This is a genomic window from Paenibacillus alkaliterrae, assembly GCF_021532375.1.
GTDB lineage: Bacteria > Bacillota > Bacilli > Paenibacillales > Paenibacillaceae > Pristimantibacillus > Pristimantibacillus alkaliterrae.
The window spans coordinates 1-13,068 of sequence record NZ_JAKGAP010000108.1; the positions used below are offsets into that span (position 1 = coordinate 1).

At 47.4% G+C, this 13,068-nt stretch carries 11 protein-coding genes; 9 read left to right on the forward strand and 2 right to left on the reverse strand.

Annotation, left to right across the window (positions count from 1 at the left end; genetic code table 11):
* Positions 1 to 108: 108 nt before the first annotated feature.
* The 4 genes from L1N85_RS25760 (at position 109) to L1N85_RS25775 (ending at position 4,843) form a co-directional block, all read left to right on the forward strand.
* Entirely contained in the window at positions 109 to 546 is a 438-nt protein-coding gene (locus L1N85_RS25760) for a DUF6805 domain-containing protein (protein WP_235241881.1), read from the forward strand.
* Positions 547 to 551: 5 nt separating this feature from the next.
* A complete protein-coding gene (locus L1N85_RS25765) occupies positions 552 to 2,246 on the forward strand; it encodes a M3 family oligoendopeptidase (RefSeq protein WP_235241882.1) in 1,695 nt (564 codons plus the stop codon).
* A 157-nt stretch (positions 2,247 to 2,403) separates the two neighbouring features.
* Positions 2,404 to 3,240: a YitT family protein gene (locus tag L1N85_RS25770; protein WP_235241883.1), complete on the forward strand. Its 837-nt coding sequence runs from the start codon at positions 2,404 to 2,406 to the stop codon at positions 3,238 to 3,240.
* Between the two features lie 544 nt (positions 3,241 to 3,784).
* Positions 3,785 to 4,843, forward strand: a complete 1,059-nt coding sequence (locus L1N85_RS25775; RefSeq protein WP_235241884.1) for a threonine aldolase family protein — start codon at positions 3,785 to 3,787, stop codon at positions 4,841 to 4,843.
* A gap of 389 nt (positions 4,844 to 5,232) precedes the next feature.
* Here the strand turns inward: L1N85_RS25775 and L1N85_RS25780 are convergent, their stop codons facing one another.
* The gene (locus L1N85_RS25780; protein WP_328285296.1) at positions 5,233 to 5,964 is read right to left on the reverse strand and encodes an IS4 family transposase; all 732 of its coding nucleotides are present in this window, start codon (positions 5,962 to 5,964) and stop codon (positions 5,233 to 5,235) included.
* 89 nt (positions 5,965 to 6,053) lie between these two features.
* Between L1N85_RS25780 and L1N85_RS25785 the strand changes: the two genes are divergently transcribed.
* From L1N85_RS25785 to L1N85_RS25805, 5 genes are all read left to right on the forward strand, one after another.
* Positions 6,054 to 7,430 carry an ABC transporter substrate-binding protein gene (locus L1N85_RS25785; RefSeq protein ID WP_235241885.1) on the forward strand — a complete coding sequence of 459 codons (1,377 nt, stop codon included), beginning with the start codon at positions 6,054 to 6,056 and terminating at the stop codon, positions 7,428 to 7,430.
* A 111-nt stretch (positions 7,431 to 7,541) separates the two neighbouring features.
* On the forward strand, positions 7,542 to 8,414 hold the full coding sequence (locus tag L1N85_RS25790) for a carbohydrate ABC transporter permease (protein ID WP_235241886.1): 873 nt from the start codon (positions 7,542 to 7,544) through the stop codon (positions 8,412 to 8,414).
* A 6-nt stretch (positions 8,415 to 8,420) separates the two neighbouring features.
* On the forward strand, positions 8,421 to 9,251 hold the full coding sequence (locus L1N85_RS25795) for a carbohydrate ABC transporter permease (RefSeq protein ID WP_235241887.1): 831 nt from the start codon (positions 8,421 to 8,423) through the stop codon (positions 9,249 to 9,251).
* Positions 9,252 to 9,258: 7 nt separating this feature from the next.
* Positions 9,259 to 11,571: a glycoside hydrolase family 127 protein gene (locus tag L1N85_RS25800; RefSeq protein ID WP_235241888.1), complete on the forward strand. Its 2,313-nt coding sequence runs from the start codon at positions 9,259 to 9,261 to the stop codon at positions 11,569 to 11,571.
* Between the two features lie 160 nt (positions 11,572 to 11,731).
* Positions 11,732 to 12,325, forward strand: coding sequence for a hypothetical protein (locus L1N85_RS25805; RefSeq protein ID WP_235241889.1), 594 nt, complete (start codon positions 11,732 to 11,734; stop codon positions 12,323 to 12,325).
* A 17-nt stretch (positions 12,326 to 12,342) separates the two neighbouring features.
* Here L1N85_RS25805 and L1N85_RS25810 read toward each other — a convergent pair whose 3' ends face one another.
* Positions 12,343 to 12,984 carry a DUF4338 domain-containing protein gene (locus L1N85_RS25810; RefSeq protein ID WP_235241890.1) on the reverse strand — a complete coding sequence of 214 codons (642 nt, stop codon included), beginning with the start codon at positions 12,982 to 12,984 and terminating at the stop codon, positions 12,343 to 12,345.
* Between the last annotated feature and the right edge of the window lie 84 nt (positions 12,985 to 13,068).

The following is a 13,068-nucleotide window of genomic DNA, read 5'->3' on the forward strand; positions in this document are numbered from 1 at the left end:
ATTAAATATCTCATTTTCCGTCATCAATGGTATCTCCCTTCAGGGTTCTACTACAATGATTGACAGCAAATAGTCATGCTAAACTGGGAAGAACCTCTTTTTTACCGGATGCATAATAAACTGTACTCGGTATACTGGGATTTGTTTACCGAAGAATGTTGGGAAAAAGCGGAGAAAGAGTACGTAATTACGCGAGAAAACATGCGTATTCTGGAGCAAAATACGATTGATTTTGTTCAACCGGGGGAAATGCAGCCTGAACGCGACCACAATTTCCAGGGCGGTAATACCGGAGCAGGCACCATACTTAACCGGGCGTATCGTTATACCAGCATAGACGGATGGTTTGAATTCGATATTCTCGTGAATGACGTTCCGGTAACAGACGCGGTCGATGGCGTGAAGGAAATGAATAAGTTTTACAATGTGAATTACAAGATCCCGGAAGCGAGCATTGACGGGAAAAACGTGGCGAACGTTACTTTCCGAGCCCATGCAGGGCGCAGAATACGGGAAGTATTCGGATTGCGCATAGTAAGGGAATGATTCGTATGAAATTTCAAGATTTCGTCTATCAAAGACCCAGTATACATGATCTGGAAAAGAAAATAGTTGGATTCATTCGCCGGTTCGAAGAAGCTGAAAGCTATGAAAAGCAAGTTTCCATCATGGAAGAGATCCACGAGCTGCGAACTGAATACGAGTCTATGTGCGGGATTGCTTATATCCGGTACACGATTGACACAACCGATCCGTTCTATAAGGCCGAGCAGGACTTTAACGACGAATCCAACCCGATTTACCAAGGCATCGTCACTCGTTATTATAAAGCTTTGGTCGGTTCCAAATTCAGGAGCGAACTGGAGCAACGATGGGGCAAACAGCTGTTCCGTATTGCGGAAATGTCGCTTAAAACATTTTCGCCGGAAATCGTGGAGCTGTTGCAGCGGGAAAACAAGCTGTGCAGCGAATATACGAGCCTGATTGCATCGGCGAAATTCGTGTTCGAGGGAGAAGAAAGGAACTTGCCCCAGTTGGCTTCCTTCGCCCTTTCCACCGACCGGAAAACTAGGAGGAAGGCGCTTGAAGCGAGAACTTCTTTCTTTATCGAGCATGAGGCCGAGCTGGATGATCTATTCGATCAATTGGTTAAGGTAAGAACGGAGATTGCCCATAAACTGGGTTACAGCAATTTCGTCGAGCTTGGATATGCCCGATTGAAGCGGTCGGACTACAGCGCTGCGGATGTGGCGAACTTCCGCGAGAAGGTCCGGAAATATATCGTTCCGATAACTTTGAAATTGAAGGAGCGTCAGCGGAAGCGAATCGGGATCGATTCGCTCCGGTACTACGACGATTCGTTCAGCTTCAAGACCGGAAATGCGAAGCCGAAAGGCGATCCCGATCAAATTGTGCAAAACGGCAAAACGATGTATGCCGAACTGTCTCCCGAGACCGGCGAGTTTTTCGACATGATGATCGAAAACGAGCTTATGGATCTGCTCAGTAAAAAAGGGAAGGCCGGCGGCGGCTATTGCGGGATAATCAGCAAATACAAAGCCCCATTTATATTCGCCAATTTTAACGGCACTTCAAGCGATATCGATGTGCTTACGCATGAGGCGGGACACGCGTTCCAAGTCCTCTGCAGCCTGGATTACAAGGTGCCGGAGTACGAATTCCCGACTGCGGAAGCCGGAGAAATCCATTCGATGAGCATGGAGTTTTTCGCTTGGCCCTGGATGGATTTGTTCTTCCCGGAGAATGCGGATAAGTACAGATTCAGCCATATGAGCGATGCGCTGTTTTTCATTCCCAACGGTGTTGCGTACGACGAGTTTCAGCATTTCGTTTATGAGAACCCGAAAGCTTCTCCTGCAGACCGGAAACGGGCTTGGCGCGATATCGAGAAAAAGTATGTGCCGTACCGCGATTACGAGGGCAACGACTTTCTGGAAAGCGGCAATCTTTGGCTGCAGAACGGACATGTATTCTGCCTGCCATTCTATTATGTCGATTACACCTTGGCGCGCATTTGTTCCGTTCAGCTTTGGAAAAAAGCGAGCGTGGACCGTCAAGCAGCGTGGTCCGATTATATGGCCTTGTGCAAAGCGGGCGGCAGCCGGTCGTTCTTGGAGTTGCTCGAGATTGGAAATCTCGTTTCGCCATTTTCCGACGGATGCGTAGAAAGCGTAACAGAGGACATCGAGTCATGGCTTGATCGCATTGATGATCAGAAGCTGTAATGAAGAACGGATGGGTTGAGGCCGATGAATGAACGATTGAATAAGCTTTACGAAATCGTTCGGCTCAAAAAAGCCGCGCGGCTTGTTGAAGAGGTGCTTCGCGAGCTCTTGGGCGGCGGACGCCGGTTCCACCAAGCTCGATTAAGGATGGTAGATCATGAAAAAAAGACTGGTAGACGTCGTGTTACTTATGGCGGGTTCGTTCCTATTCGCATTGGCCATTAATTTGTTCGTGATCCCGAACGAACTGGCCGAAGGCGGAGTGACAGGGATTACGATCATACTCTACTACTTGTTTGAGTGGTCCCTGGGACTTGTCAATTTGATTATTAATTCGTTTTTGCTGATCATAGGCTATAAATTTCTGGATAAAACGACGACGGCCTATACGATACTGGTGGTTGCCTTCAACTCGCTCTTCCTGCATTTGACCGAAAGCTGGACGATCGCCTCCGACGAAATTATCGTTAACGCGATATTCGGCGGCATTTTTTCGGGGTTCGGCATCGGCATCATCGTCCGCGCAGGCGGCACGACCGCCGGGACGGTCATTCTCGCCCGAATCGCGCATAAGTTCCTCGACTGGAATATCAGCTACGCGCTTCTTTTTTTCGACCTGCTCGTTGCCTGCTCCTCTTACTTCCTGATTGGGGCGGAGAGGCTGATGCTGACGATCGTCATGCTCTACATAGCGACGAAGGTGATGGATTTCATCATCGAGGGCGTGAATCCGAAGAAAGCCGTCACGATCATTTCTACAAATCATGCTGAAATCGCCCAGCAGGTCAACGTTCTGATGGACCGCGGCGTGACAGTGCTGACCGGCTACGGGTATTATACGAAGGTGGCGAAGGAAGTGCTCTATATCGTGATCAACAAGCAGGAAATTTCACAGCTTAAAAAAATCGTGAAGGCCGCGGACAAGGACGCTTTCCTCACCATACACGACGTTCGCGACGTGTTCGGCGAAGGCTTCGTGGAGTTATCGAAATAAATTGGTATAGGCAGTCTTGACGAGAAGCGGAAGCTCTCGATCCGGGTTGCATTTTTTTATAATGGGGGCGAAGCAGTTGAAGCGTCATTGGAAATAATTGTTCTATAAAATGGCAGATAAAATGTTCGACTTCGCTTTCTCGATATAACAATATATCTCCAAATCCATTCCATGAACTTTTTGAGTCGGATTTTCAATATGTAACCGTTCAACGGCTTTTTCGATTTCAGGGTCCCCATTGTAAAATAAGGTTTGCGACTCTGCCAGAATTTTGGCATACCCTACAATCTCCTGGTTTTCTGAAGGTATGCCCACTTCGAATCCCGATATTAATTTTGAAAGGACTCGATTTGATTCTGTATTTCATATTTTATAATTCTTCCTGGCTGAACTGCTCCATTTTCCTCTTTAACTTTTCTTGTTGTTCAGATGTGATGCAACGGGGCAGGAAAATGGACTCGTTATTATTTGAGATATGAATGTGAACTATCCTGTCTCTTACATAGAGGATGGAGAGTCGAACACGTTTGGGAGGTTCTTTGCAATGAAATTAGTTCATCTCAGCAATCAACAATTCGCCAGCGACAATTACGCAGGAATTTGTCCGGAGGCGTGGAGCGCCATGGAGATAGCCAACAGCGGCCATGCGGCAGCTTACGGTAATGATAATTGGACGCAGCGTTCGTCGGATTGCTTCCGTTCATTGTTCCAAAAAGAGGATTGCGAAGTGTTTTTTGTATTTAACGGTACAGCGGCCAACTCGCTGGCGCTTGCGTCGCTCTGCCAATCCTACCATAGCGTCATCTGTTCCGATTATGCTCACGTTGAGACGGACGAATGCGGCGCCCCGGAGTTTTTCTCGAATGGTTCCAAGCTATTAATTGCCAATACGCCAGACGGGAAGCTGACGCCTGAAGCCATTCGTGAAATTGCGGGCAAGCGGAAGGATATTCACTATCCGAAACCCCGTGTCGTTACGATTACACAGCCGACCGAAACAGGACTAGTCTATACGGTGGATGAAATCAAAGCCATCTCAGCGGTATGTCGGGAGCTGAATCTGCGCCTGCATATGGACGGGTCTCGGTTTGCGAATGCCTGCGCATCCTTGGGCTGTGAACCGTCGGATATAACTTGGAGGGCTGGCGCTGACGTGCTTTGCTTCGGAGGCACAAAGAACGGTATGGCCGTTGGCGAAGCCATTTTGTTCTTTAACCGTGATCTGGCCGAAGATTTCGATTATCGATGTAAACAGGCAGGGCAGCTGGCATCTAAAATGCGTTTCTTATCCGCGCCGTGGATCGGCATGCTGGAAGGAGGCGCATGGCTGAAAAATGCGCGTCATGCCAATAACGCCGCACAGCGTCTGGCCAGCCAGATTGAAGACGTGCAGAATATTAGACTTATGTTCCCGGTAAACGCCAACGCAGTGTTTCTCGAAGCACCTGACTATGTATTGAATAATCTTCGAGAGAAAGGCTGGAATTTCTATACCTTTATCGGCGGCGGCGCGAGATTTATGTTCTCTTGGGACGCTAGTCTGGATAGAGTGGATATACTGGCATCAGACATTAGGGAATGTGCCGTTGAATGTCGTCTTTAGTACGCATCCGGAATTTTGTGCAATAGTCCAGCCCCTTCGGAGCACGGACGGGGGTGCAAATCGAAGCGATCTTGAGAAAATGAAAATACGGCCCTGTCGCTGAACGTACATTCTATCGATTTGATATTCACGGATATTCAAATGCCATTATGGATGGCCTCGAATTTATGGAACATCACTAGCGTTGCATAAAATCTAAAACTCGATTGGTCAGAAAATTAAGAAAACGATTTTTCAACCTAAGATCCAAAAGGTCGAGCAGCTCTTAAAGGTAGCTCTGTTCATTTGGGGATTTTATGTATTTATGTTCATGTGCGTCATTTAACCTTGCTTTATGAAGCTCAAGAAGACTCGATCCGTCGTCGGCCAGCAGATGTTCGGGTTGGCTTTCATTTCATTAGCTCTAACCACTTTGAATAAGGCTTCCAGAGCAACGCTTTGAGCCAGCGAGTTAGTTGCAACAAGCTGTGTGCGACTTTCGTTTCCATCTTGACGAGTACGAGCAAACAGAACGCAATGAGTGAAATCCAGACCTGGTTGTACACGGCGCGTTCACTGGTGCCGTAGAGATGCTTGATCTGCAAATGCTGTTTCATCCACTTGAAGAATGTCTCGATGGCCCAGCGGCTACGGTACATTTCACTGATTTCATCGCAGGTGAGATCGAATCGATTCGTCACCAGAAAGAGCAGGTTACCCTGTGAATCTTCGGTCTGAATCATCCGCAGCGTATGCTTCATCTTCTTCTGCTGCGAGCCGATTCGGACGAGCACATCGGCGGAAACGCCGCTGCCCTCCGGGACTTCCAGCTCCTGCAAAGGTTCGATATGCGTATTGTTCTTGAGGCGTGTCACGAAAAAGATACCGTCAAGACAAAAGCGATCAAATGCCGCATAGTCGATATAACCGCGATCAAAGATATACGTCACGCCGGGCTCATGAACGAGCTCGTTCATCTGGGTACGGTCATTTTTCTTGGCCACGGTTACGGTTGCTTTCTCCGGGATGACCTCTTGTTCGCCAACAAAGGCCAAGCGCATATGCACTTTGATGTCGGCTTTCGTCTTGCGGAACCGAGTTATTATCACATAAAGGATTAAGAAAATACAAATATCCTCCACCTATACAAAAATGTTCGAATTTAATTTATACGTGCTCTTCTTTATACTTAATATATAAACGATTTGTAAAAATGATGGAGGGTGAGGGCATGAAAAAAACTAAACGTTTCGCAGCATTAGCTTTATCAACAGTTCTTGCAATGACAGTATTGCTGACAGCCTGTTCAAGCAATGAAGAATCTCCCGCAAATAAAAACGGCACCAACAAGACCGAAGAGGGAGAACAAATTACGCTCAAGTTTTCTTTCTGGGGCGCCACAATCGAGAAGAAAACGGTCACCGAGGCGCTTGAGCGCTTCGAGAAGAAAACGGGAATCAACGTCGAGCCTATGCACATTCCTGCCGATTATATAACCAAACTGACGACAATGGTGGCAGGAAATGTCGCGCCCGATCTGGGTTACATGACCTCCGGGAGCGGGCTCAGTTGGGCTGAGGACGGCAAGCTGCTTAATCTTTCTCCTCTGATGGAAAAGGATCCCGATTTCAAGAAGGAAGATTATTTGGATCAAGTATGGTATGAGACAGAACCTGGAAACATTATCGGGATGAGCATATCCGTTCAAGGATACGGACTCATGTATAACAAGGATATGTTGCTTGAAGCCGGGGTGGAGCTGCCTCCTACGGAAGCGGACAAAGCCTGGGATTGGGATACGTTTATCGAATATGCCAAGAAGTTAACGTTGGATGATAAAGGCCGGAATGCGCTGGATCCGGAATTTAACCCCGATAAAATCAAACAGTTTGGTTTCCAATACGATCCTTACAATATGATGGCTGCGGTTGTCTCCAATGGAGGTAACTTTTTAACGGAAGATGGTACCGGATTCGGACTTGCTCAGCCTGAAGGTATCGAAGCCATCCAAAAACTTGCTGACTTAATGTATGTGCACCATGTTTCGCCTACCCCTCTTCAAACGAAGAGTCTCCCGGATATGGCACTGCAAACGAAAAAGGTCGCTATGACCGTATCCGGCAACTGGGCGCTTCAAGCATTTGCCGAACAGGAATTTAATCTGGGCGTAGGAGTCCTTCCTAAGCTGAAAGAAAGCAATACCCTTCTTGACGGCGCGCCAATGGTCATCTTTAGCTCGACGAAGCATCCTGAGGAAGCATGGTTACTTTATAAATATATGGCTGATCCGGAGCAGGTTCTGCCGCTTATTGAAGGCGGATTATGGATGCCGCTCAAGAAAGACTGGTACACCGATCCGGAATTGATCAACAAATGGGCAGCAGGAAATAAAGCGCATCCGGAAGGCTATACGGATGCGTTCATGAAGCAAACGCTTGAAAACGGCGTTCGGACTCCGGGCTTTGAAGTGAAAAACCTTGCCAAGATCAATGCACTTGTCACCCCGGCGCTTGACTTGGTTTGGACGGGCAAGCAAACGGCCGAAGAAGCGTTAAAAGGCATTGAACCTAAAGTGCAACCGCTTATCCAGGGTTATTACGGCAGATAATCCTTGTTTAGGGCCGCAGTGACGCTGCGGCCTGATCTTTGACCAGAATACGAACAAATACGAACAATTCATACGATAGGGGGGATTCTTATCATTCGCAAACGTCGTCGTATGGCTGCGGCTGGCATACTATTTGCGCTGCCAAGCATTCTCGGACTTACGCTTTTCACGATTTTACCGATGTTGACCAGTCTCATCCTTAGCTTCACGGACTACCGAACCGTTAACACGCCTAAATTTATTGGTTTCGATAATTACACTCGACTATTCGATGGAACGGATCCATATTTCTATAACTCGTTATGGGTAACCTTCAAATATGTTATTCTACGAGTTCCTCTCGGACTTGTATTCTCGTTTGTGGCGGCATTCTTGCTTAATTTGGATTTTATCCGCGGCAAGTCCATATTTCGCACGATATTTTATCTTCCGGTTATCGTCCCTGCAGTAGCGTCTTCCATGATTTGGATTTGGTTGTTTAGTCCTGATTTAGGCTTGTTCAACAGCTTTCTTGAAGCGTTACATATTCCGACGCTGAATTGGCTTTATTCAGAGAAGACGGTCGTTCCTTCCATTGTCATTATGAGCCTTTGGGCAATGGGAAGCACGATTATTATCTTCCTGGCCGGTTTACAAGGAGTGCCAAGATCGTTGTACGAAGCGGCGATCGTGGACGGTGCGGGAGCATTGCGCAAATTTTTTAATATTACGATACCGATGATGACGCCGATTATTTTCTTTAATTTGATTATGGGTTCGATTGGAGCGTTTCAGGTATTTACGGAGGCGCTCATTATGACACAGGGAGGCCCTAACAACGCCAGTCTGTTCTATAACTACTATATTTACCGGGAAGCCTTCCAATTCGGCGAAATGGGACATGCCTCTGCCATCGCCTGGATACTCTTTATGATCATACTCATCGTAACGGCGATCTTTTTCCGCACATCCAAGTCCTGGGTGTTTTATGAAAGCGAGGTATAGCTTGATATGCAGAAGAGCAGGCGCATCTCTCAAATTATGGTTTATTCGATTCTCATAGCAGGAGCCGTTTTTTGTCTCTTGCCTTTGTTTTGGCTCATTCGCAGTTCGATGATGACTTCGCTCCAAATTTTTGAAATGCCTCCCAAGTGGATTCCAGAACCATTTCAATTTTCTAATTATGCAGAAGCGCTTACATCCATCGATTTTTTCAGGTTTTTCCGCAATACGCTTATGATTACGGTTGGTTGTCTTGCGGGTGCGCTTATAAGCAGCGCGCTTGGCGCATACAGCTATGCACGGCTGAACTGGCCGGGAAAGAACCTGTTTTTTTCGCTGCTGCTTGCCAGCATGATGCTCCCAGGCGCGGTTACATTGATCCCGACCTTCATTGGTTGGAAATTGGTCGACTCAATTAATACCTATTGGCCATTAATATTGCCGGCATGGTTTGGATCGGCGTTTGATATCTTTTTGTTGCGCCAATTTTATACGAGCATTCCGAGAGATTTGGACGAAGCCGCATATGTGGACGGAGCGGGGCCATTGACGATATTCATGCGAATTATCGTTCCCTTGTCGAAGCCTGCCTTGATCGTTATCGGATTGTTCTCCTTTATGAATTCATGGAACGATTTCATGGGACCGTTGGTTTATTTAAACGAGGAGAAAAAATACACATTGGCTCTTGGTCTTCAGATGTTCCAATCGATTCATAGTGCGCAGTGGCATTTATTAATGGCGGCTTCTACCGTAGTCATATTACCAGTTATCATCGTGTTTTTTATAGGACAGCGTTATTTTATCGAAGGTATTACTTTAACCGGTATGAAAGGATGAGAATGGGATGAATGCAAGCATCAAAATCAAACGGGAAGCTCATCCGTTTCAGTTAAGCGAGGTTACGCTGCTTGACGGTCCATTTAAGCATGCGATGGAAGTAAACCGGCAGTATCTATTGGATCTTGAACCGGACAGACTGCTTGCCAGATTCAGGGAGTATGCGGGATTAGAGCCTAAGGCGCCTCAATATGGAGGCTGGGAATCGGAAAGCTTATCCGGGCATACGTTAGGCCACTACTTTTCCGCGTGCTCGATGATGTATGCCTCTTTGGGGGAGGCGGAATTTAAAGCTAGAGTGGATTATATAACGGATGAGCTCGAGCTCTGCCAGAACAAGCACGGCGACGGTTACGTTTCCGGAATCCCGGGATGCAAGGAAGTGTTTCTGGAAGTCGCATCCGGAAATATACAATCCAAGGGATTTGACTTGAACGGAGCGTGGGCGCCTCTTTATACGCTTCATAAATTATTTGCGGGACTTCGAGATGGCTTTAGAATGACCGGCAATATGAAAGCTTTGTTAGTGGAAAGAAAGCTGGCAGATTGGCTTGAAGGCATTCTTTCTTCATTGTCTGCCGAGCAGATGGAAGAGATGATGATTTGCGAATATGGCGGCATGAACGAAGTTTTGGCTGATCTTTATGCCGATACGAACGAGCCGAAATATTTGCGGCTGGCGGAAAGGTTCTGGCATAAGCTTGTATTGGATCCGCTGGCCGAGCACGTGGATTGTTTGCCGGGTAAGCACGCGAATACTCAAATTCCTAAGCTCATCGGATTGGCGAAAGAGTATGAATTGACAAGCGACGAAAAACGCCGCGATACGGCCGAGTTTTTCTGGGATCGGGTCGTTCACCACCATTCCTACGCCAATGGCGGGAACAGTTTTGGCGAATATTTCGGCGAGCCGGATTCCTTTAACGACAGGCTGGGGCCGTACACGACCGAAACCTGCAATACGTACAATATGCTGAAATTAACGAAGCATATGTTTGAGTGGAAAGCGTCTGCTAACGAGGCGGATTACTATGAACGGGCTCTATTTAACCATATTCTTGCCTCTCAAAATCCGATAACCGGAAGTCTGACCTACTATCTGTCGCTTGCGATGGGCGGGCATAAAATTTTTGACGATAAGTTCGAAAATTTTACCTGCTGCATCGGCACGGGCATGGAAAGCCAATCCAGCTACGGGAACTCGATTTACTTTAAGAGCGAAGACAAGCTTTATGTGAATCAGTATATTCAGTCGAAAGTAACGTGGAAAGAAAAAGGGGTCTCGCTGCTTCAGGAAACGCAGTATCCTGCAAGTGACCTTATCATGCTTAAGCTTTCATGCATAAATCCCGTTTCGTTTAGCCTTCAAATCCGGTATCCCTGCTGGGCGGTGCAAGGCATATTGATCGAAGTCAACGGTGAAAAAATAGAGACTGAAGCAGTACCGGGTTCGTTTGTCTCCATTAACCGTCTATGGTTGGACGGCGATGCCGTTCGCATCGTCATCCCGATGTCCTTGCGGCTGGAGACGATGCCGGATAACCCTGACCGGGCTGCTGTTTTTTTCGGTCCTGTCCTGCTCGCTGGTGACCTTGGGGCTAAGGATGATTCTAACGCTTTGGATTTTCTGTATACGCCTGTCCTGCTTGCCAAAGGGAAACGGCCTGAGGAATGGCTTGAACCGGTGCCTGATAAAAAGTTAACTTTCGCCATGAAGGAAGCCGGCTATCCGCGTAACGTGGAACTAAGACCGTTCTATAAGATGTACGACCGTTCCTATTCGGTTTACTGGGACTTGTTCACGCCGGAAGGCTGGGCGATAGCTGAAGCCGACTATAAGAAAGTCATGGAAAAGCTGAAGCTGCTGGAACAGTGCACGATTGACTATACGCAGCCGGGAGAAATGCAGCCTGAACGGGATCATAATTTCCAAGGAGACAGTTCGTCCCGTGTCGGCATGTTAAACAGGAGGCCATTCCGCACGGCGGGCCAAGACGGCTGGTTTTCGTTTGATTTGAAGGTAAAACCAGAAAGCGAAATGATGTTGATTGTTACCTATACATCGGCGCAAGAAATGCCTAATTGCGTGTTTGATGTGTTCTTAAACGGGGAACTGCTGACTAACATACAGGAAGGTTTTGCGGAAGAAGATAAGTTCTACAATGTGAACTTTCCGCTCCCTTCATCAGCATTAGACGGCCAAGAGAAAGTCAACGTTATGTTTAAAGCTCGAGAAGGAAAACGGATCCGCCGCGTGTTTGGCTTGCGGATGGTAGACAGTGATCAATATAAGAAACTAGGTGTACAAATTGATTCTTAATTTCTTACCCTTTCATGAAAAAGTATTTTATGAACGGGATTTGGAGCGGTTAAGGAACAAGCTCCGGGCTTAAAGTCTGCATAAGGAGGCGATGCCGCAAGAGGCAAGACAATAAACCATTTCCATGGACGAAAAAAGTTACTTTGAGGAGGTTTAAAGATTGAGAAAATGGATGTCCCTAACCATTTGCATCACTATGATCGTTTCTTTATTCGCCGTTTCGGCTGCGCAGCCTGTACATGCGAAAAATGCTGTAGCAGAAGGAGCGATGATCGAAGACATTTTCGGAAGAGCGCTCAATGAATACGGCGTTGAGCTGGTAGACTGGCAAGGGTACATTGCCAATCCCTATGTGAAACTGTCCGTAACTCCTCCCGCGGATGCCGTGTACCCCGTAACGATTGATATTAAGGCAACAGGAACTTCACGCTTGATGATGGACAGGCCAAGCACGCTCAGCGCTACCGGCGCTGAAAAAACGCTAACATTCGAGACTGCGGACGAGCGTAAATACTTCCTGCTCGAAATTCATCCGGACCGGATCGGCGGTTATGGTGAAATTGAGAACTATACGCTTGAGCTGTCGGTAACCGATGCGAATGGAGCGGTACGTTCGCAGAATACGCCCATCCGCGTATTGGACCAGGATGACGACAAAGAGCCTGAAATGCCTTTAAAATTCGACTACAGGTTTGATACGATCCAACCGTATTTTAACGACGCTGCTATCCGCGATGCTAGTGAACAGGCGTAAGTATTCAGTGAACCCGCTTAAATCGGCTGGGTTAAAAGATGCCGGAACTTCTTATGAAGTGGATACATGTAAACATCTTTAACGGGTAAAGCATATTCTTTATTCGTGTCGAGTTTACCCCGACCTTTGGTAACGCCAACCCAAGTCCAGTTGGCCGCTTTGTAGCAAGTACCGGCGAATCGATCTTTCTCAACGAACGTTTCCAAGAGTACAGGGGTGTAACCATACGTTTGCTGCCAATCGCCAGGCAGTTGTTTGGCGCACAGAGAGAGGATACGTGAAGCGAGATTTTTGACGTTAACCCAAGGGAAAATTAAGAATCGGGAATTGCCCACGATCAAGTGCAACTGTTTCTTCCGAACTGGAGCAGGCCACCCGATCCACGTGTCGCGCGGCTGTACCTTCCAAGCGGCAGCAGAAAATCCAATGGCGCCAAGCAAGCCATGGGAGGACTGGATGAAGTAGCGGATCTGGGCGCCGGGTAGCGGCGTATACCCGAGGTAATGGTAGCGTTCCATGAATTCGTTCCACAACAATGAATCTCGTTTGTTGTCGATCCGGACGAGCGTAAGGGGGCCGAGTGCGCCAGCCGAGGATACAATGGGATCACGCGGTTCCCCGTCCAATGTTAGGCGAGAAAACTTCTTTGTAATTGTCAACTGAAAATTCCCCCACATGAGCATTTAAAACTCCCCCACCTGTGAAAAATAGCACATACCATCTGAGGGTTATCCACAGGCGGG